Source organism: Pseudomonas sp. Irchel 3E13 (genome assembly GCF_900187455.1).
In the GTDB taxonomy this organism is placed as follows: Bacteria; Pseudomonadota; Gammaproteobacteria; order Pseudomonadales; family Pseudomonadaceae; genus Aquipseudomonas.
The window spans coordinates 48,593-66,636 of the sequence record NZ_FYDX01000012.1 but is presented as its reverse complement, the minus strand read 5'-3'; the positions used below and the strand labels follow the sequence as shown (position 1 = coordinate 66,636).

The 18,044-nt window shown below is 54.3% G+C and carries 24 protein-coding genes; 23 read left to right on the top strand and 1 reads right to left on the bottom strand.

Features of this window, described 5'->3' with window-relative positions; genetic code table 11:
- The 22 genes from CKW37_RS21295 to CKW37_RS21200 all read left to right on the top strand — a co-directional run bounded on the left by CKW37_RS21295 (window position 1) and on the right by CKW37_RS21200 (window position 15,846).
- On the top strand, window positions 1-426 hold the full coding sequence (locus CKW37_RS21295) for a hypothetical protein (protein WP_095158165.1): 426 nt from the start codon (window positions 1-3) through the stop codon (window positions 424-426).
- Between the two features lie 493 nt (window positions 427-919).
- Window positions 920-1,393, top strand: coding sequence for a hypothetical protein (locus CKW37_RS21290; protein ID WP_095158163.1), 474 nt, complete (start codon window positions 920-922; stop codon window positions 1,391-1,393).
- A gap of 243 nt (window positions 1,394-1,636) precedes the next feature.
- Window positions 1,637-2,131 (top strand): NADAR family protein, encoded by a 495-nt coding sequence (locus CKW37_RS21285; RefSeq protein ID WP_095158161.1) that lies wholly within the window; start codon window positions 1,637-1,639, stop codon window positions 2,129-2,131.
- Between the two features lie 470 nt (window positions 2,132-2,601).
- A complete protein-coding gene (locus tag CKW37_RS32545; protein WP_143502067.1) occupies window positions 2,602-2,955 on the top strand; it encodes a hypothetical protein in 354 nt (117 codons plus the stop codon).
- A 178-nt stretch (window positions 2,956-3,133) separates the two neighbouring features.
- Window positions 3,134-3,814 carry a hypothetical protein gene (locus tag CKW37_RS21280; RefSeq protein ID WP_095158159.1) on the top strand — a complete coding sequence of 227 codons (681 nt, stop codon included), beginning with the start codon at window positions 3,134-3,136 and terminating at the stop codon, window positions 3,812-3,814.
- Between the two features lie 58 nt (window positions 3,815-3,872).
- Window positions 3,873-4,418 carry a hypothetical protein gene (locus tag CKW37_RS21275; RefSeq protein WP_095158157.1) on the top strand — a complete coding sequence of 182 codons (546 nt, stop codon included), beginning with the start codon at window positions 3,873-3,875 and terminating at the stop codon, window positions 4,416-4,418.
- Between the two features lie 204 nt (window positions 4,419-4,622).
- Window positions 4,623-6,164 carry a DNA cytosine methyltransferase gene (locus CKW37_RS21270; RefSeq protein WP_095158155.1) on the top strand — a complete coding sequence of 514 codons (1,542 nt, stop codon included), beginning with the start codon at window positions 4,623-4,625 and terminating at the stop codon, window positions 6,162-6,164.
- A 664-nt stretch (window positions 6,165-6,828) separates the two neighbouring features.
- Window positions 6,829-7,068, top strand: coding sequence for a hypothetical protein (locus tag CKW37_RS21260; protein ID WP_095158150.1), 240 nt, complete (start codon window positions 6,829-6,831; stop codon window positions 7,066-7,068).
- On the top strand, window positions 7,058-7,942 hold the full coding sequence (locus tag CKW37_RS21255; RefSeq protein WP_095158148.1) for a DNA adenine modification methylase: 885 nt from the start codon (window positions 7,058-7,060) through the stop codon (window positions 7,940-7,942). The genes CKW37_RS21260 and CKW37_RS21255 overlap by 11 nt, the downstream gene beginning before the upstream one ends.
- A 112-nt stretch (window positions 7,943-8,054) precedes the next feature.
- Entirely contained in the window at window positions 8,055-8,750 is a 696-nt protein-coding gene (locus CKW37_RS21250) for a hypothetical protein (protein ID WP_095158146.1), read from the top strand.
- 344 nt (window positions 8,751-9,094) lie between these two features.
- A complete protein-coding gene (locus CKW37_RS21245) occupies window positions 9,095-9,361 on the top strand; it encodes a hypothetical protein (RefSeq protein ID WP_095158144.1) in 267 nt (88 codons plus the stop codon).
- A gap of 105 nt (window positions 9,362-9,466) precedes the next feature.
- Window positions 9,467-9,760 (top strand): hypothetical protein, encoded by a 294-nt coding sequence (locus tag CKW37_RS21240; RefSeq protein ID WP_095158142.1) that lies wholly within the window; start codon window positions 9,467-9,469, stop codon window positions 9,758-9,760.
- On the top strand, window positions 9,744-9,920 hold the full coding sequence (locus CKW37_RS32820) for a hypothetical protein (RefSeq protein WP_159985289.1): 177 nt from the start codon (window positions 9,744-9,746) through the stop codon (window positions 9,918-9,920). Before CKW37_RS21240 ends, CKW37_RS32820 begins: the two co-directional genes overlap by 17 nt.
- Window positions 9,921-9,983: 63 nt before the next feature.
- Window positions 9,984-10,127, top strand: a complete 144-nt coding sequence (locus tag CKW37_RS32815; protein WP_159985287.1) for a hypothetical protein — start codon at window positions 9,984-9,986, stop codon at window positions 10,125-10,127.
- A gap of 243 nt (window positions 10,128-10,370) precedes the next feature.
- Window positions 10,371-10,688: a hypothetical protein gene (locus CKW37_RS21235; RefSeq protein WP_095158387.1), complete on the top strand. Its 318-nt coding sequence runs from the start codon at window positions 10,371-10,373 to the stop codon at window positions 10,686-10,688.
- Between the two features lie 103 nt (window positions 10,689-10,791).
- Window positions 10,792-11,163, top strand: coding sequence for a hypothetical protein (locus CKW37_RS21230; protein WP_095158140.1), 372 nt, complete (start codon window positions 10,792-10,794; stop codon window positions 11,161-11,163).
- 517 nt (window positions 11,164-11,680) lie between these two features.
- Window positions 11,681-11,836: a hypothetical protein gene (locus CKW37_RS32810; protein ID WP_159985285.1), complete on the top strand. Its 156-nt coding sequence runs from the start codon at window positions 11,681-11,683 to the stop codon at window positions 11,834-11,836.
- A 38-nt stretch (window positions 11,837-11,874) separates the two neighbouring features.
- Entirely contained in the window at window positions 11,875-12,171 is a 297-nt protein-coding gene (locus tag CKW37_RS21225; RefSeq protein ID WP_095158386.1) for a hypothetical protein, read from the top strand.
- A 69-nt stretch (window positions 12,172-12,240) separates the two neighbouring features.
- Window positions 12,241-13,029: a hypothetical protein gene (locus CKW37_RS21220; RefSeq protein WP_095158137.1), complete on the top strand. Its 789-nt coding sequence runs from the start codon at window positions 12,241-12,243 to the stop codon at window positions 13,027-13,029.
- 136 nt (window positions 13,030-13,165) lie between these two features.
- The gene (locus tag CKW37_RS21215) at window positions 13,166-14,293 is read left to right on the top strand and encodes a toprim domain-containing protein (protein ID WP_095158135.1); all 1,128 of its coding nucleotides are present in this window, start codon (window positions 13,166-13,168) and stop codon (window positions 14,291-14,293) included.
- A gap of 408 nt (window positions 14,294-14,701) precedes the next feature.
- Window positions 14,702-15,427, top strand: a complete 726-nt coding sequence (locus CKW37_RS21205) for a hypothetical protein (protein ID WP_095158131.1) — start codon at window positions 14,702-14,704, stop codon at window positions 15,425-15,427.
- Between the two features lie 20 nt (window positions 15,428-15,447).
- Window positions 15,448-15,846: a hypothetical protein gene (locus CKW37_RS21200; RefSeq protein ID WP_095158129.1), complete on the top strand. Its 399-nt coding sequence runs from the start codon at window positions 15,448-15,450 to the stop codon at window positions 15,844-15,846.
- A 260-nt stretch (window positions 15,847-16,106) separates the two neighbouring features.
- Here the strand turns inward: CKW37_RS21200 and CKW37_RS21195 are convergent, their stop codons facing one another.
- Window positions 16,107-17,408 (bottom strand): tyrosine-type recombinase/integrase, encoded by a 1,302-nt coding sequence (locus tag CKW37_RS21195; RefSeq protein ID WP_095158127.1) that lies wholly within the window; start codon window positions 17,406-17,408, stop codon window positions 16,107-16,109.
- A gap of 342 nt (window positions 17,409-17,750) precedes the next feature.
- Here CKW37_RS21195 and CKW37_RS21190 point away from each other — a divergent pair, with 342 nt between their 5' ends.
- Window positions 17,751-18,044 carry a hypothetical protein gene (locus CKW37_RS21190; RefSeq protein ID WP_095158125.1) on the top strand — a complete coding sequence of 98 codons (294 nt, stop codon included), beginning with the start codon at window positions 17,751-17,753 and terminating at the stop codon, window positions 18,042-18,044.

Sequence of the window (18,044 nt, the reverse complement as noted above, 5' to 3'; positions counted from 1 at the left end):
ATGAAAACGAAAATCACCTCTAGCACTCAGATCAAGTTTGCCCAGCGACTTCGCTACAACGGTGTCTGGGTTCACGACGTGTGGGTCGACGGCGAGTATTTCCAGATCGAAGTCGGGGATGATTCGTACAGCGGCAAACGAGACCTCTTCAGCGGCTTGTCCGATGAGGAGTATGAGCGGGATGTAGTGGGGCGTACGAACACCGTAACGCTGATGGATCGTACGGCGCCTCATGAGGTCCTTGTGGCCGCATTCAACCAATGGCGCAGTAAGTTGCATGCCGAGCGCGTGCAGCGCTTACGCAGCCAGCCAGAGCGGTTTGGCGTCATTTCGGAAGATGATCCGTCTATTCAACCGTATCCAGAGATTGTCCCAGTTCGATATGAGCAGGGCCAGGGATGGGTAAGGGCAGGTGGCGTTGTGTAAGCAGCTGCTTGATGTGCTTCTTCGATCAATCTATCCCCTCAAGTGCATCCCCAGAGTGGTGCACCATGAGGTATGGGAGTCAATATGCATCCAGGAACAAACTCGCCAGCCCCGATCAGCTTTGTGGGGCAGCTCTCGGTTTTTGTGAGCCCTCATTCGACCAGAGTGCTGCTCGTCGATCGTGCCGAGCTCGACCGCTACAACAGGCTGGTTTGGGTGGCGCTGCTACCTGATGATCCCGCTGCGTTAGATGCTATTGCCGCGTACAAATCCGCGAGGCGTTAGCGTTCACAAATGAGACGACCATCCTTGGCCATGCCAGGGATGGTAATTCCGAGATCACATTCAACAGACCCCTGTCGAATGTGATTTCCCTTCCCAGCATGAGTTGGAGAGGAAAGCAGCTGCACTTGCAGCACAGGCTTCGGCCTTTCAAAACCCTTGCGGGCACCATCCCCGCTCGGGCGTGGGTTCGCATCACTGGAGACGACCCATGACTATTTCGACAGAACCCCACAATCCAGCCTTTCGGGCGCGTGTGGCCTGGCGCCTCTCGTACCACGGGAAGCAGGAGTACGACTGCTTTTTCGAGGGCAGTGAATTTCGTGTCACGGTTCGAGCTTCCAGGGAGGCTTATCCAGCGCACTGCAACATGAGCGAGCTGGATTTTGAACGGTGGGAAAACGGCCAGCTTGGCTATGTGACCCACGGCGAATCTTCCAAGCTCACAAAAGAATTTGTGGCCACTTTCAATCGGTTGCGCTTCGACGATTGGCACAAGCAGGTGAAGACCATGCTGAGCCAGCCGGAAAAGTACGCCGGTCACATACCGGAGCATTTCCACGTCTACGTGGGGGCTGCGTACGACAGAACCAAAGGCTGGGTTCGCCTGCACGACTTCGCTGAAATCCGCGCGCTTGCCGGCATTCCTGAAGACTGTGCAATCGACCCGACCGTTGTTCACTAACCCATCCGTCGGCCCGATATTCCCGCGGGAGGGGACGCGGTCGGGGGCTTCGATCACCGCTCTATGTGTAGCCCATGCTTTACGCTGAAGGCTCATGCCTCGTTAGCCCTCTAGCGGCTCATTGCCAGGTGCTCCACCAGCACTGTCAGTTCTGCCGACCGCAATTCAGGTCTTCACCAACTTAATCCCATGCGGGGTCCGTCACGCTTGGGATTGACCCCGCTTCATACAGGAGTTAGCCAGATGCTCACCAAAGGAAACATGACAATTTTCTTTTCTGCAAAGGATCAGTTTTCAAACTGGTATATTTCAGATTTTGAGGTCAAAGGTGTGCGCTTCAACTGTGTTGAGCAAATGATGATGTTTTGCAAAGCGAAGCTATTTGGGGACGAGTTGACGGCAAGCAAAATCATGGCCGCTACTCATCCCCGGGATCAAAAGGCGCTCGGTCGTTGCGTGGTTGGTTACGACGATGATGCATGGAGTGAGCGCAGGGGGCGAATTGTCGCCCGTGGCTGTTACGCAAAGTTCAGTCAGAGCTTAGTCTTACGCGATGCTCTCTTGGCTACTGGCAACACGGTGTTGGTCGAGGCGAGTCCATATGATTGCATTTGGGGAGTCGGTCTTGCGGAGCACGACCCGCGAGTCCTTGATCCCAGCCAGTGGAAAGGTTTGAACCTGCTTGGTATTGCACTGACAGATGTGCGGGCCAAACTGCATGCCGGCGCATCAGCATAAACTGCTGTGATAGGCTGAATCCCTTGAGCATTTCATGGCCAGCGCAACAGCAGTGGTTCTTCTCGCCGGCCTGTTTGTGGCAGCGAGATACGGGCCCCTCCTTATGGAGGGGCTTTGTGTCCAACCTTGGCGGAGGGTGTAAGTTGCTCGTCGGCGGAGTCGGGCAGAATGTCAAGGTTGCACGCCGCAGTTGTCCGAGGCAAAATCCCGGACAGTTACCCAGTCGCGTGTGCTGCTCGGTAAAAAAAAGCTGGTATGCCAGCAATTCCTATACCCCGGCGTGTTCATGCGCTTGGGCTCTCGCTCGAACCAATCGAGCATTTTCTATGCATCGTACTCTCGATCAATACACTCGCAGCGAATTGACATCTGCGTGTGTCACCCTGGTCAGTCTGTGCTGATTGCTTCCAACATAACCTGCGGGGCCTATCCCCTGTGGGGAATGGTTCCACTCCAATCTGGAGAAAACCATGAATCGTCAAACCCAACATCATTCCGATTTTGCTTTCAACAGCAGCTACCGAGGGGAGCAGCAAATGTCTACCTGCGACTGCATTTTTTGCGCCGGAATTGTGGCGGTTTGCTCCGGTTCGAGCAGTCGTGGTGTTTGTACTTGCGGCTTTTGTTGCGAACCAATTCAACAGTCCTTTGGTATGACCAAACAGGACATGCTTGATGAGGAACGCCGCATCGCTGAGTTCGTAGAGAACGAGCTAGAAAGAGAAATTTGGATTGCTGAAGCCATGTGGCTCTCACTGGTCGATTTCAGAGGCTTCCTTGCCAATCGACTTGGTGCCGTCACTGTCCTCGGACAGAAAGGATAAGCCGTGCTGTTGACGACATATCCACCTGAAGTGCTCAAAAAAACGTTTGTATCTGCATTCTTCGGCGACCTTGAGGTCTCCGGATAAACCAGCTGGTGTCGCCAGCACTACTAACCCACTGCGGGGCTTCATGACCCCACACTGGGGTCATGGCTTCGCTTCCAACTGGAGTTCCATGATGAAACTTTACGCATACTTCCAACAAAGCGGTGATGGTGTCATCAACGTGTTTGTCGCCGGCCAGCCTCACGTCGGCGGTGAAGATTGGTGGATGGCAGCTGTTGTGCAAGGTACGAAGAACCTTTTCGACGGGTTCCGTCTTGCTTTGAGTGAGTTCAACGCAGGCGAGCTAAGCGGAGTCAAGCTGGCGAGTTACGAGCTCACTTTCCTTGGCGAGATCATCGATGGTGATGTCTTGATCGGCCACCACAATATGTTCCTGGTAGAAGCTGATCAGCCCTACTGGTTGGCGAACAGGGAGGGGAGGATGGCCAAGCTGGGGGATCTTGAAACTATCCTCCAGTCATACCTCGGAACCTCGGCCTGTATGCTCACCCCAGTGGGTGATTCATACATCGGAGCTGTAGTGCGCAACCACGCACCAATCGAGAATCTTCGTCCCCAGGTGTTGATGATCATGAAGGACGGATCACCAGTTGATGTCCAGCTTTTTGGATTGCCCTCTTCGACATTGGTCACCGTTGTTGATGTGCTCCATCCGCAGAGTGTCAGTTACTACCAGGATGAGAGTCTCTTAGGCTTGGTGTACCAAAACGGGATCGTGGAAAACAACGTTCGCAATGTGACCCCCTCGGTGGATCGCCTGGCCAAGTTTTCCCAAGTCGCGAAATTGATCTAACCCATTCGGGGCATTGTCCCGATGGGGCATGCCCCGTACCTCACTTTGGAGATACGACATGGCTACAAATTCCAAGCTTCACATCTCGCTCGACACCATGTTCATTGGCTGTCATACGGAGGTGGTCAAGGTCCCTGCTGACATCACGAATGGTGAAATTCAGGACATTATCAGTATGCGATTCGAAACGATTGACCCTGAGTGCTTCGAAGTAGATCTCTCTCAGGGCAGCCGTTATGGCTCACATGCGGAGCTGGTCGATGACGCTGAAGAGCACACGGTGGAGATCGTGCGTGGCGCCACCGGCAAACTGGAAGTCGTCAAGCATACGAGTGAGGCGACTCAACCGGTTTTAGCCTCTAAAGAGGGCTTGGTGTTTATTCAAAATTATGAGGACTTGCACACCATCATTGCGGCGCTTCGCTTCTGGAAGGAGCAGGGTATGTGCGAGGCGGCTAATCGCTCTGACGATATGCACCGGCTTTGCACCAACGACGATGAGCTGACGTCTGCCGATGAATCTGACGTGGACGATCTGGTTGAACGCTTGAATGTCGAAATGAGGCCCGCGGCTTTCATGGCTGACCTCCAGGCGATTATCTGATGCAGGGGTGGCCGGTCCGATAGGGCTGGCTGCTTTCAGAATGCTTCTGAGTGGCGCCTGGCAGGACTCAGTCACGAGCATTCTTTGGACCCTCATGTGAGGAGCCAAGATACCCAGCTGGTGGTAACCAGCAAGCAACTCAAACCCACCTGGGGGCAATCATCCCCAGTGGGGGTGGTGCCTCCAATCTACTTGGAGTACCACATGACTACAGTTATCAACACTACGATCGGTAAAGCAAAAGGTGACATCGCTCGCCTCTGGCTGGAGGGCCAGAAGCTGCTTCACGCCGGCGTCAAAATCGGCAGCAAGTATTTGCTTCGCAGTGACAAGGCACTCAACCGCCTCGAACTGGTTCCGCTTCCTGTCGAGTCGGCTCAAGCCGGCGACTTCACCGTTTCGAAGCGCGAGCGCAATGGTGTGATATCACCGTTATTGGAGGTGCGTACAGATCTGCTCAAGACCTTCTTCGAAGGCTGCGAAAAGGTTCGTGTTGCCATCCGCAGTGGTCGGATTGTCGTTACCGCTCTGCAGGTGGACTTGAGGATCAAGGAGCGTGTGGAGCGCATCAAACGCAAGCTGGCGGCAAAAACTGCGCTGGCCGGGGGATCGCTGTTCCATGGTCTCGGCATCCTGGACAAAGCGCTCCACACAGGACTGCTGGCGGCGGGGGTTGCATCGTTCATCCAAGTCGGCGTCGAGCTTGAGTCGGCGTACCTAGATGCCTCGCTGGCTAACAATCCTGAGCTTTGGACCGAGGACTCCATCGCTATCAACTCCGATATCCGCGACCTGGCTCTTTCTGGTGCGGTACCGCAATTGGACTGCGTCTTTGCCGGAATTCCGTGCACCGGGGCATCTAAGAGCGGTAAAGCGAAGAACAAGCTTCAGTGTGCAGAGGAACACTCTACGGCTGGGACATTGTTCTTTGATTTTCTGGACTTCGTGAAGTCGTCAAACCCAGCGATTTGTCTCATCGAAAACGTACCGGACTACCTCGACTCGACGTCGATGGTGGTCATTCGAAGCGTACTCACTTCGCTGGGCTACGAGCTACACGAGACCGTGTTCGGTGGTGCCGAGTTTGGTGCCATCGAGGACCGGAAGAGGATGGTATTGGTTGCTGTCACCAGAGGTCTGGAGGTGAGCTTTTCATTTCCAATCCCGGGTAGACACTCTCCGAGAAAGGTTGGCGACATCCTCGAGGATATCCCGCTTGATTCGCCTCGGTGGAAGTCTTACGACTACCTTGCGGCGAAAGAAGAGCGTGATATCGCCGCTGGTAAGGGCTTTAAACGGCAGTTGGTTACGTCTGAAAGTGCCACTGTAGGCACCTTGGGCCGCGGCTACTTTAAAGGACGATCCACCGAACCGTTCCTGCAGCATCCTGAAAACCCCGAGTTGAGTCGGTTGTTCACGGGTGTTGAGCACGCCCGGTTGAAAGGCATTCCTGAGTCGATGGTTGCAGGGATGTCCGAGACCATTCAACACGAGGCTATAGGCCAGTCTGTCGTGTTCAATGTCTTCGTGGAGGTCGGCAAGGCCTTGGGTCGTGCTTTGACCCATCAGGCTATCAACCCTGACCATGTTGCCCTCGAGGAGGAGGGGATCGATAGCTACTGCCAACAGGTATGTGGCGGGGGAATGTGTGGCGTGGAGCCGCTGTGTCATAACGGCGTCGACGCGACCACCGAAATGCCACCAAAGTACGTCCCAAGCAAGCAACAGGCGCTGGCGCTCGTATAGAGCGTTTCAGGCCACATAACCAACCCTGGCGGGCATGTTCCCCGTCAGGGGCGCATGTCCTCCGTACGCTCGGAGGTACCATATGACTAACGTTATCGTTCAAGCTGCACGTATGATGGGGACCCGAACTATCGTGCGAAAGGGGACAGCCAAAACCCCGGGAAACACGATTTTTCTGTGGGAGCTCAGCGATGGTAAGACGCTGGAGCTTTTGCGACATGAGGGGGCGAAAGCTCCCGCGCATTTCGTAAGCGTTCGCGAGCGATCGGAGGAATTCGACGCGCTTCTCGAATACTACGAGCGGCGCGCAAATGTCTTCAGCCCTAATCGACATGCAGCAGCTTGATTGAACATCACTTCACCGACGCGATTATGTGTCGGTGAAGTGGTGCACTACCTAGCAATAATGTACTGTCGTACAGTTGCTACGCACCACGATGCGGGTTCCGCATGTCCAAGCTGTTGAAACAGCACTTCTTCCAGGTCAACCGACCTTCCGTTTCATGTGAATGTTTTCCCAAGCAACGTTTGCGAAAGCATTCAGTTCTTCGCTGCCTTATGCAAGGCGGTGAGATAACCAGCTGGTGGTTCACAGCAACCTAAATCCCCCGCGGGGCTTCTAGCCCCTCAGGGGCTTGGCCTCGCTCCAACCAGGAGTTAGACCATGAATATTGAAAAACCGACCGTCATCGTTCGCCGGACTAAAGACGGTGAGATCCTTGTCGAGAGTAGTCACGCTGTCAGGGTCGTTTACCTGGAAGACGACTACTCAGGTGACTGGGATATTGAGAGCGACTCAGCTGTTCTCGTGGATGGCAAGGAAATGTGGGTTCAGCGTTTCGACGTCCAACCCACTGACGTGGCCCGGGTGCTCTCCGATATGGAGTCGCACCATGAAATTTAAAAATTCTGTAGTGAGCTATCCGGAGCGCGGGCACTGGGGTGACAGTCGATACCGTGGCAACTGCACGGGCGCGATCGTTAGAGATTTTTTCGGTACCTATCACACCCGAAAGGATGGGCTTGCGTTCGACCCAAGCATCGGTGGCGGTACCTCTGTCGACGTGGCCGCTGAAATGGCACTGCGGTTCAAAGGGACCGATCTTCATCAGGGCACCAACCTGTTGCTTGACGATATGCGCAGCTTCCTTGGCGAGGAGGCGCATACCTGCTGGTGGCATGCCCCCTACGCCTCAATGCTGGTTTACAGCGGTGAGGTTTGGGGTGAGCCAAATAGATGGGACATGAGTCGAATGGCGCTGGCGGACTTCACTGAAGCCCTGGAACTCTCGATCATGAACATCCACGATGCTATGGAAAGAAATGGTCATTACGGGATCCTCATGGGGAATCTTCGCCGTAATGGCCAGTACTTCAACCTGTCCTCCTTGGTCGAGCGTGTTGCGCCCGGCCGACTGGTGGATGAGATCATCAAGATCCAGCACAACTGTGTTTCTGATAGCCGGGAGTACCGTGGAAATATCGTACGCATAGCGCACGAGAAACTACTGGTCTTCAAGAAGAACAAAGAGTCCTTGTTCTTCCTCGGGCAGATCGATCGCCGGGCGGCATCGTGGGTGGGAACGACTTGGAGGGCGGCGATTCGGCGCATTCTTCAGGGAGGAAAAGTTCTTCACTTAAAGGAAATCAACGAGCTGATCGCCCCCTATGCCGGCACGCGCGAAAATCAGCACTGGGAAGCTAAGGTTCGTCAGGTGGTTCAGGATGCACGCTACTTCGAGCGTGTTGCACCTGGCACCTACCGCCTAGCTGCGTAATCATTCCTGCTATCCCTGGACACTCCTGTCCAAGGCGACAAAGTACTCACAAACCCTGCCGGGCTATGCCCCCGGACGGGGGCATGCTTGGCTCATCTAGGAGCCTTACATCATGAACAATCAACTCACCCTGACCGGGCATGAATCGATGAGCCCTCGCATCGTTGCGATGGACTCGAGTTGTAATGATTCAAACCTGGTACAGACCGATAGAACCCCGCTGGATCTCCTCAAGGATGCAGTCGAAGCAGGGTTGACGTTTGCTGACTGCCTCAACCATTTCGGGGTCGAGTCCAGTTCCAATCCCTTCGCCCGAGCGGCGCGTGAGATATACGCCGCCAAGAGCGACAACAACATTGAGATCGATGACAAGGTGATCATTTCACGGTGCGAGTATGGTGCTTTTGTGGACGCACGACTATTTGTCCGCGACTGCGAAGCCGGCCTGCCGGGTATCGTTGATCTGATCGATCTGCTGCTGCAGCACATCTTTGCTGACCAGGGCAAAGCGTTCGCAGGGAACAACCCGCGGGTGCACGATATGGTCAGGATTGTCGAAGACACATTCGGCAATCACGGTGATGTGATCGAAGAGCTTTCAGGCCACGCGGCCGACATCATTCCAAAGGAACTGTTTGTATTGGGTGGCCATGTGGAGGAGGGCAGTACATCCGGGTTGGTGAAAGAGCTGGTTGAATTTGGCGCGAAGTCAGGTTTCGATCTCGACTTTTGTGAAGCGATCAACAACTGGATCGACTACAAAGGCAAGCTTTTGGACGCCAGTCTGGGAGCCGCCAACGCCGTCTAAAAAGGTTCATTTTCAGGGCCGCTCCGAGTTGTGGTCGGTCCCCCGGGAAGGAACGTAGGAGAGTCACCCCGTTTGCCTATGCAAGCGGGGTGGCTTCCATCCAGATTCGGGATATGGCAGTGTGCAGCGGTGAAACGATGGGCAAGGCCATGGTTCTGGGCTTACTGCTCTTGTTGAGTCTTTTTCCGACAGGCATCCTTGTCGAAAGAAGATTCTTCTACTCGGTCATGCGACCTTGTGGAGATTTGAAGCTGATCAGTCTGTCAGCACCATTGGCAATACCCACTAAACCCAACTGGGGCAGTTATGCCCCGTTTTGGGGTGTACTGCTCTAAGGAGCGCGCATGAAATCTGATAAAACCCCACACACCCACACTGGTAAGACCGCTGCAGAATTGGTGGTCGAGTTCGGTGTTTCGGGCTCCAAACTCAAAAACACTGTCACCGTTCCCAAAGGTACGCGTGTTTGTCTTCTCGAGGGTGGCAGTCCCACCTGGGTCGTGGACGACCTGAGCTTCATCGACGATCGCAATTCGATTTTGTACCACGATGCTGAGCACTACGGGATCAAAATCCCTGTTGAGTCCATTCAGGACATCCAACAGGTCTAAGCAGCAAAGGTGCAGCTGAGCACTTCAACTTCAGCAATCCACCAACCGCGGGGAGCCACTATCCCTGCGGGATAGGGCCTCCCGCATGAAACAGGAGTGACCCTAATGGAGAAGCTACAAAAAACTCCCCACGACAAGCCTTGGTATGCACCTTTAGTGCACTTCCTGGCACACACGCTTGTCGGTAGCGGAATTTTTCTCATCATTGCTGCACCTTCGGTGTTCCTTGGATGGCTAGTTCACAAACTTCGCGAGTACCACGTTGCGGAGTTTACGCTCAGCGTGTTGACGTTTCTCGAACACACCATTCTATTGGTTGACGCCCTCACGTTCCTATGCTTCATCGGAATCACGTCGTGGTCGGCAATCCGGGAGATGCGTAATGAACAAGACCATTAAGCAACATCTGGCGATTATTTTTGCGGAATTTGTGAAGGCAGTTCGCCAGGTGCCGGCTATCTACTTCGCACCCATTCGTGGTGCGATCATGGGTGTCATCAGTCAGTGGCGTAAGCTACAGGCGAATGATGCTGGCGGCGGCACCCCAAAAGCGGCCTAATTCGCGTTGAGAGATGTTCGATCAAGGTATATGCTTGGATCATGTAGAGGTGAGGAGCTGATCATGATTCGCAAAGCTTTGAAGGACTTCATCCAGGGTTTCACGGCTGAATTTGTCAGTGCAGCGAAAGCTGCACCGGCGATCTACTTTGCCCCACTCAATGGGGCCGTAAAAGAAGCCCGAAACCAAGCGAGTAAAGGTCAATAACCGTTGCGCTTGCCCCTCGAAAGAGGGGCATCTCTGCGCCAGCGGTGTAGTGCGGCTCAAGGAAGTTCGGTTTCAAAAGCTCTCTTCGGTAGGGCGTTTTTTAAACCGAATCCCACCTGTGAACTGTGTTCCAGGACGATAGTCAGCTGCAACTCTATGCAGCATAAATTTGGCGATCGCCATCAACCCATCGGGATCACACTCCCGTTTGGGGATGTTGTCTCGAGCTTCCTGAGGCAACATATGAACATTTCCCTGCAGCTTCAAAAAGCTGGTCTCGATGAAATCGCTCAAGCGCTTTTCTTCCGCAAAGAAGCTCTGCTTTTGAACGGGTTCGAATGCGATGACGCGAGTTTACTGACGACGGCAGAGCGCGACGAGTATCGCTGGGTCAAAAGCCAGATGCGAGTTGCGAAGGTGGCCAATGTCGCTGAACTCAACGAGCATGGTCGACTGGTTAACTTGCTGGTCAGAACCACGACCGAATCACGTGCTTGGTTGAGCACACTGTCTCTGCTGCGTTTGCAGTCGATGATGGATGCGGTCGAGGAGTCGTGCTAATCAAGGTTGCCACTGTTGTGGTGCCCTAACGCTGCGTAAGCAGCATTCCCGGTCGGGGCTATTCCCGATTGGGGATAGCCCCGGCTTCATTGTCGGAGGCTTCATGAAAAATTCTGCAGTTGAACAACACTCTTACTATTCGGAGCTCATGCTTTCTCAATTTGAAGAAATTATTGAGCAGCGAAAAAAGAACCTCTTCCCTGAGGGTGGTTCCAGTGGGGTGTCAGACGTTCTGCTACTGGATGAACGAGACCGTCCCATCTACCTGGCATGTCGCGCAGATGTTTCTCAACTTGAGATGAATGCCAACAGCACAGGGCGCGGGATCACCACCACGGCGCATCTTCGTGAATTCATTGAGTTAGTTCACTTGATCTCGGCGGAGTGCACCAGCATTCCGGCTTCTGAGCTTCGTCGCTATCACCTGGACCTGCTTCGGGCAATGGGTGCCGAAATGCTCCAGAAACGTGCGTAGGTGAGTTGGCGGGGAGGGTATTCCTCCCCGCTTCCATCTAAAAATTCGTGGTGCTATATTTCGTTCAGCTGGTAACAGCATCCTCTCGGCCGGCAGGCCACCGTTGATCAGAAGGTTGTTTTGGAAAGCCTGCGTTTTCCCAAGCAAAGATTCTTCCCAACGCCATGTGGCGCTCGGAGATAACGTCAGCTGCGCGTACCTAAAGCAGCATGCCATTTCGGCAAACCAACCCTGCAGGGGTTCTCCCTGTTGGGGGATACCTTGCACTAAAATCCAAAAATTGAGGTGCAATATGTCCGATCTACTGAATCTCGTGATTATCATCGTCGACTTCGTGTTCGACGTGCTTTAACTCACGCCTGCTCAGGTCTTACGCTTCCTCGGAAGTACTGTGACTACTTAAACCACCTGGTGGGGACTTACCCCGTCAGGGGTAAGGGTCTCACCTCCTATTTGGAGGTACTCATGACTTTTACACTTCGGTCGCCTTTGTCTGTTCAAGCCGGGAGCCAAGCGCATGAATAATGCTCAGAAGCCCCAGCCAGTCCCAGTCAAGCCAAATGTCGAGAATCGAGTTGCCCACCATTTCGAAGCTCTCTCCGATGAGCGTTTTATCGACTTGATGAGCAACATCTGCGGTTTGCCGGTCAAGAAGGATAGGGCAAAGAAATGAGGTCCTATACCCGTCTTATAACGGTACTACGCGAGACGATGAATCTCACCTGGGGCGAAGCTGAAGCGTTGACGCGTGGCGTTGAGGCTGAAGCTGTGTTGAGGTGCGGGGGCAGAAAACGTGTTGTCCGTCGTGCTTTTGCACTCCGGCACTATGTAGCGCTTCGTGGTATTAGCGCTCGCTACCCCAAAGCCTTAGACAAGACTGTTTACGCCATCGATCTTGGATTCACCGGTAAGCGCCGGGTTTTGGTCGATGATGGAAAGGTTGTTTCTCATGGCCACCTGGCCTGGGAGGTTTTTCTTTCCAAGTTCTGCGTAATTCAAGTTCGCTAATTCAAACCCTCTCGGGGCTTACATGCCCCATGGGGGTATTGAGCTCCAAAACCTAATGGAGTTCTAATAATGTCTATTAACAATGCAATCGGTGCCTTGATGAAACGCCATCTGGTGTTGCAAGGCTACCCCGCCGATGAGGTGCGTTTCGATCTTGGCTACTGCCAAGGGGATGGTGCAAGCTTCATCGGAAGACTGGATGTTAAGAGACTTGCGGCGCGGCTGGCCCCTGAGATTCATCCTGCAGTTTGGGATGGGTTGACGCTTTCTGACGCGCTGGAAATCACCCGAGACAGTGGATGTCGCTACGTTCATGAGCGCTCGACCTCTGTGAGTATCGATCCAGTGCAGGTAGAGCTAACTCCTGCCGAAGAGCTCGGTGGGCCAGCTCAGAAAGTAGCTTTGCACCGCTTGGTAACCGCTCTGGTCGACGATGTTGTCAGTACCGGCGCCGAACTTGCGAGGCAGGGCTACAAACTTCTCGATGCGTATGTATCAGAAGAATCTTCTCTGCGAAGATTTGAAACTCAAAACTTCCGTGTAGAGGTGTCTAAATGTCCTGAGGAGGATTACGACATCTTTGAATCGGATACTGATCTCGAATATCTCGACCATACCATTCAGCAAGTCTTGAGTGAGGAGATCGAGTGTTTCTGCGTCAAAGTGAAGGTCGCCATGCTCGGCGAGAACGGAGATGTTATTGCTGTTCTGGCTGAGCGTAATGTTGGCGGGCTAACCCGTGATCCCGCTATCAACGGGCTCTGCAGTGATACGCGAGAGATGGTGCGCGAAGCAATCGCTGAAGCGCGCGAATCCTACCTGAAACTTTTGAAGCCGCGGTTGCGGCAAGCAGCTTAATCATCCCCTGGGGGGCTTCTACCCCTCAGGGTCGGAGTACCTCTAGGCGACCCTATCCCCCGGCTCGGGGCTTCCCCAAGCTTCCGTTTCGGCGGCTTGGGGAAGTCCCGATTCGGGCTTTACCTGGAGGTGCACCATGAGAAATTTGAAGGCCGAAGTGGTTCGCAATGCTGCAAAACTAAGAGGCTGGGATGTAATACTGAAGGAACTGTGCCCTGAGATCGATGACAGAGCATTTCAGAAGCCTGGCCGACACACCAAGTGCCCTGTTCATGGGGTAGCTGGGCGTGGCGGAGATGGTTTTAAGTTCTTCCGCAAAGACTTCCAGGATTCTGGCGGCGGCATGTGCAACACCTGCGGGACGTTTCCCGATGGGTTCAAGATGCTCATGTGGCTGAAGGGTTATGGCTTTGCTGATGCTGTTGCTGAAGTAGGCGCTTTCTTGGGGATCCACTCGACTGCAGATGAAAATCAGCAGGCGAAGGTAAACCGGGCCAACGAGAAAGCGCTGGAAGCTCGGCGCAAAGAAATCGCTGATAAGGAGGCTGCGTCAAACCTCTACCACAGCAAGCGACTCAACGAGCTCTGGAAGGCAAGCCTTCCTCTGACACACCCAGATGCTGAACCGGCCCGACTGTATCTGGCCAGCCGCAAAATCCTCTGTTGGGATCGTGTGGGGGTCGACAAAGTGGTTCGGTACCATCCAAGTCTCGCAAGTTACAACGAGGATGGTGAGTTCGAGGGTGACTTCCCGGGCATGGTCGCGAAAGTGACTAAAGCGGGTAAACCGATCACTCTTCACCGCTACTTTCTTACCCCCAAGGGTGAGAAGGCACCGGTTCAGAGTCCAAAGAAAATGTGCATGTACCCTACCGACCGGCTTGTAACAGGTGGTGGCATTTTCATAGGGAGCTGGGATGAAGTGGTGGTCGACGTTTGTGAAGGCCTGGAAACAGCTTGGGCTATCGAGACTGGAACCAACTTTGCCGTGCGCGTGCACCCTCTGGTTAACGCGACGCTGCTGGAAGGTTTCGAGCCAGGGCCAAGCACCAAGCTCGTTCGGATCTGGATCGACAAAGACCGTTCGGGCCGCGGTGAGGAAGCAGGTTTGAACCTGAAAAAGCGGCTGTGGGAAATGGGGATTCAGGCTCAGTTGCTGACCCCATCTCTTCCGCTGCTAGAGGGTGAAAAATCGGTCGACTGGAACGATGTGCTGCTCAAGCTGGGTCGAATGGGGTTCCCACAAGCGAGGAGGGCGGCTTGATGTGCACTTCACCATTTGTTGCCGACCCAGTGAAGGTTGTCACTACACCTGGTGCCAGTGACTTGGACCCATTTTCTCCGCCAGGCGGATTCAATGGGTCCAGGGGCGAGTACCGGCTTATGGTGGTAAGTCGGTACCGTGTACCGGCATCGCGCCTCTACATTCTGGCGCAAGCGAGGGCCCTTGAGGATGGACACAACGTCCTCTTCGAGGGCCCCTATATGGCGGAGGCCGCCGACATTCTTGAAAGGATTGTCGCAAGCAACCACAAACAAGGAGTGAGAAGGGCCGGCTAATTGCCGGCCCTTTTTTTATCGCCACGGAAAAGGTCTGGAGTGGGGTAGAATCGCACGCTTGCAGTTCAGCAACACGTGCGACTCTGCAAGCATCGCTATTGAGATTCGAAACATGACATACAAAGTCGTCAAGCTCAGCACAACCGCCACCGACACGCCTGGGATCTACCAGGTAAAGTTCAATGGAGATGATCGGTTCTTCCGAACCATCGACATCCACGTGTCAAAGGACCTTGGCCCCAATGTCCTCGACTTCGTTGAGCTCTATGGGGCCTGGTGCTGCCTGATCTGGTTGGAGCTCGCTGGATCGAATCGTACCTCCCGCAACTTGAAGCTCATAGTGTCCCGCGGCGCTGTTAAGCGACTCTTGCTCGTGGCCAGCTCCAAGGAAGAGCTTTACCAGTATGCCTATGCCCTTCGGACCCAGCTGCTGGGCCTGGATAACATCTCGGTGGAGAAAGGGAAGGGTTGGACTGCAGAGGAGCATCCAGGTATCTGCGTCAAATGGGATGGTAAACCTCCACCGCAACCTTCAGTCGAAAACCCGACCTTCGGCCGCATCTTTCTGACCTACCATAGCGTCATGGAATACCTGGACGAAACGAAAGGTGGGTGCAAGCTCGACAATGTTTTCTCGCGGATTGTGCGGATTGTTCGTGAAGCGGACAGAGAGCCTGTGATTCCAACCAAGCAGCAGGCCCACAAGACCCGGCGGTATGGTGAGTCGCAAGTCGGCGTGAGGTATTTGGGTACCGCATCCGGCTGGCAAATCGTTACCCGACCAACATCAGATGGGATGGGCCTAGTGGCCCTTACGGTATACCAGCGAACCGAATAGAAAAATCTGTGGAGCAGGGTATGGCGCTTGTGAAGCGGATGAAAACAGAGCTTCTTGCGCTGTTAGATGACGACCCAGTGAGCTTGGAACACGCGAAGAATCTTTCCCGAGCCGAGCTGGTGCCCTTTCTCTTGGCTCGACCAAAGGTCATGCAGGCGATTTCATTTCGTATCCTGACTGAGGCCGGGTTCGGTGAAGGCCACTACCTGCAGAGGTCGCGTGACGGCTTGATCTTCCGCCTGATCAGATGCCAGGTCACGTTCGATGAGAGAGGCTTGCCGCTGACTGTTGGGTTAATCGGTGTCCAGGATGGCCTGGACGAAAAAAAGGCTGGTCATATTGGAAGAATTGAAGAGTTCACAAGCATGGAAACTGGGCTTCAACTTCTAGGTTCAGAATTGCTTGAACTCTTGGACTGAGCCGCCAGGTCCCAGCCGCCTCGGCTTTCAGCTACATCCCTCTCTCGGTTTCCTAGCATCCTGCCAGAGCCTACACTGGGCCCCAGAACGGCCGGCAGTCGCCTCAGTCCTGCGACAGTCGAAGCCCTCGAGGCCTAGAGTGTGGCATTTTTACCGATGCATGCGGGCATTGGCTGAGCATGGGGTGTAACGCCGATCGTTGGCCAAGATCCAGGTGAGCGCTGCTCGGCACCAGTGTCGCCACCACCGGCCGGCAGCAGCTAGTGCCCTTTGACGCGGAGATTCCGCACCGATGAGGCCCGCTTCCCATCCAGGGAGTCGTAGTAGTTGTCCTGGGTTGTGGACAGGCTTTCGTGACCAAGGTCCGCCTGCAGGTCTTTCATATCTCGAAACTCTGCATCAAACGTCGCGCTTGTATGCCGGAGCCAGTGTAGTGACGCAGCCCGGAGGTTAGTGATTTCGTCCTCAGGCTGACCATCGGCCTTCATCCTGTCGACGGCCCGATCGAACACGCCTTGGATCAATGCTCGTACATGTCGATCAGACAGTCCCGCTCGTCCGTTAAGAGTTCTCAAGAGAGGGGCCTGTTCACCCGGGTATGGAAGCGGGGAAAGGGAGAGCGTAGCCCTGTAGCGCTTCAGGTACGCCAGGTAGTCGTGTCGTACACTGACTTTGTCCTTTTTGTTGCCCTTCCTTATGGCATGGAACCACCAATCGTCACCTTGCTTTTGAAAGGATCCCATCGTCGGCTCCCAGCCTTCACGGCCCACCAAGTCGGAGATCCGGAGATACAGCGAGAACAGGGTCACCAAGATGAATAGGGTGCGCTCATGCTCTGGGTCTTCGTCAGCCATCAGCTCCGCGGTCTCAATCACGAAATCCCATTGCAGCGTTGTTAAGGATCGCCCACGCACTTCTCGCGTGTTGCGCTGTGTGAACCGAGATTTTTGTTTGACTGCCCTGAAGGGGTTGGCGTCCGCCAGATCCTCGTCGGTACAAAACTGAAAGAAGCTCTGGCAGGCGGCGAAGACTTGCGCGACCGAGCCACTCGACATCCTATAGGCAGTGGGTGCGGGAGCTTCCACGTTCGCTTCGTCAGCCAATTTGCGAACGACCTTTGGCTGGGTCAGGTTGAACGGGCGCCAGGCGTCGTTGATCACATAGACATCGGTGGGGGCTTTTTTCCGGGCGCCAACGCGAACGAAGCGGGATTTCACGACTGGGCCAATCCAGTGCGCCGGCGGCTTCAAACAGAACTCCATGAAAGCCTCAGCATCGGTCCTGCGCATGGACAAAATCGGCTGCTTGGCCACGAGAATGCACCACAGGAGTAATCGCTCAACGTGCGTACGGTACGAGTTGAAGGTCCCCTCGTTGCCGTCATACGAATGAAGGAAATCTCTTACTGCGAGATAGCTGCCAGTCGGGTCAGTGGACTGGTCAGCCTGGCGCAGCAAATCCAGGATAACCGGACGTTCTTTGGACAGGTCATTGAAGTTCAACTGTCGGAACTCAGGATAGGAGTCGAAGAGTGGGAATGGCTTTACGATTCCTGCCGACATAGAGACAGTCCAAATTCCAATTAAAGTGACCCATATCCTCTCGCACGAAGAAGCTATGTGCAAGATCCGGGTCTACCTATTATCGGAAATTACACATAGCAGTTCCCCCGCCTCAGATAACAAGGCGCCCAAATCGCGGTGGCTCGCGGACAGAATAGTCGTGGAGTCTCCAGGCTCACCCGCGATTTCATCGTTCCTACATTTTAGCGCTCACGTCCAAGCAGTTTTCGAATCGCGACGGGCGGTAACAATTACTGCCCCCCAGATCGGGCCGGATTGGCCGCCTTTTAAATGGCTTCAGCCCTAGCATTGGAACATCAGATTTCAATGAGTGGAGTTGAGATGCTTCAGATCTCGCAGGGCCATGGCCGGCGGTCACAAGCCGGAAGCGGCGCCAAGAAAAAAAACGAGACCACCCATCAGCGGTTAAGCCGGCTGTATGGCGCCCATATGTCCGTCACCGAGGTGGCCAAAGAGCTGAACTATTCAGTGATTTACTTTCGGAAGAAGATCGGAGCTGCCGACTACCAGCACCTCGAGTGGGTGAAGGCAATCAACCCTGCGCGAAAAAAGTGTGGGCGCTTTTGGGTATACCGTACTGATGCCGTCGCAAGCTTCCTGGATAAGGGGAACTGA

Bases quoted from the DNA above. Each gene is read 5' to 3' on its own strand.
- CKW37_RS32815 (WP_159985287.1), top strand. From the start codon at position 9,984: ATGATTCGCAAAGCTTTGAAGGACTTCATCCAGGGTTTCACGGCTGAA.
- CKW37_RS21225 (WP_095158386.1), top strand. From the start codon at position 11,875: ATGAATCTCACCTGGGGCGAAGCTGAAGCGTTGACGCGTGGCGTTGAG.
- CKW37_RS21280 (WP_095158159.1), top strand. From the start codon at position 3,134: ATGAAACTTTACGCATACTTCCAACAAAGCGGTGATGGTGTCATCAAC.
- CKW37_RS21255 (WP_095158148.1), top strand. From the start codon at position 7,058: ATGAAATTTAAAAATTCTGTAGTGAGCTATCCGGAGCGCGGGCACTGG.
- CKW37_RS21205 (WP_095158131.1), top strand. From the start codon at position 14,702: ATGACATACAAAGTCGTCAAGCTCAGCACAACCGCCACCGACACGCCT.
- CKW37_RS21245 (WP_095158144.1), top strand. From the start codon at position 9,095: ATGAAATCTGATAAAACCCCACACACCCACACTGGTAAGACCGCTGCA.
- CKW37_RS21250 (WP_095158146.1), top strand. From the start codon at position 8,055: ATGAACAATCAACTCACCCTGACCGGGCATGAATCGATGAGCCCTCGC.
- CKW37_RS32545 (WP_143502067.1), top strand. From the start codon at position 2,602: ATGAATCGTCAAACCCAACATCATTCCGATTTTGCTTTCAACAGCAGC.
- CKW37_RS21285 (WP_095158161.1), top strand. From the start codon at position 1,637: ATGCTCACCAAAGGAAACATGACAATTTTCTTTTCTGCAAAGGATCAG.
- CKW37_RS21190 (WP_095158125.1), top strand. From the start codon at position 17,751: ATGCTTCAGATCTCGCAGGGCCATGGCCGGCGGTCACAAGCCGGAAGC.
- CKW37_RS21270 (WP_095158155.1), top strand. From the start codon at position 4,623: ATGACTACAGTTATCAACACTACGATCGGTAAAGCAAAAGGTGACATC.
- CKW37_RS21295 (WP_095158165.1), top strand. From the start codon at position 1: ATGAAAACGAAAATCACCTCTAGCACTCAGATCAAGTTTGCCCAGCGA.
- CKW37_RS32820 (WP_159985289.1), top strand. From the start codon at position 9,744: ATGAACAAGACCATTAAGCAACATCTGGCGATTATTTTTGCGGAATTT.
- CKW37_RS21235 (WP_095158387.1), top strand. From the start codon at position 10,371: ATGAACATTTCCCTGCAGCTTCAAAAAGCTGGTCTCGATGAAATCGCT.
- CKW37_RS21260 (WP_095158150.1), top strand. From the start codon at position 6,829: ATGAATATTGAAAAACCGACCGTCATCGTTCGCCGGACTAAAGACGGT.
- CKW37_RS21230 (WP_095158140.1), top strand. From the start codon at position 10,792: ATGAAAAATTCTGCAGTTGAACAACACTCTTACTATTCGGAGCTCATG.
- CKW37_RS21215 (WP_095158135.1), top strand. From the start codon at position 13,166: ATGAGAAATTTGAAGGCCGAAGTGGTTCGCAATGCTGCAAAACTAAGA.
- CKW37_RS21195 (WP_095158127.1), bottom strand. From the start codon at position 17,408: ATGTCGGCAGGAATCGTAAAGCCATTCCCACTCTTCGACTCCTATCCT.
- CKW37_RS21275 (WP_095158157.1), top strand. From the start codon at position 3,873: ATGGCTACAAATTCCAAGCTTCACATCTCGCTCGACACCATGTTCATT.
- CKW37_RS21200 (WP_095158129.1), top strand. From the start codon at position 15,448: ATGGCGCTTGTGAAGCGGATGAAAACAGAGCTTCTTGCGCTGTTAGAT.
- CKW37_RS21220 (WP_095158137.1), top strand. From the start codon at position 12,241: ATGTCTATTAACAATGCAATCGGTGCCTTGATGAAACGCCATCTGGTG.
- CKW37_RS32810 (WP_159985285.1), top strand. From the start codon at position 11,681: ATGAATAATGCTCAGAAGCCCCAGCCAGTCCCAGTCAAGCCAAATGTC.
- CKW37_RS21290 (WP_095158163.1), top strand. From the start codon at position 920: ATGACTATTTCGACAGAACCCCACAATCCAGCCTTTCGGGCGCGTGTG.
- CKW37_RS21240 (WP_095158142.1), top strand. From the start codon at position 9,467: ATGGAGAAGCTACAAAAAACTCCCCACGACAAGCCTTGGTATGCACCT.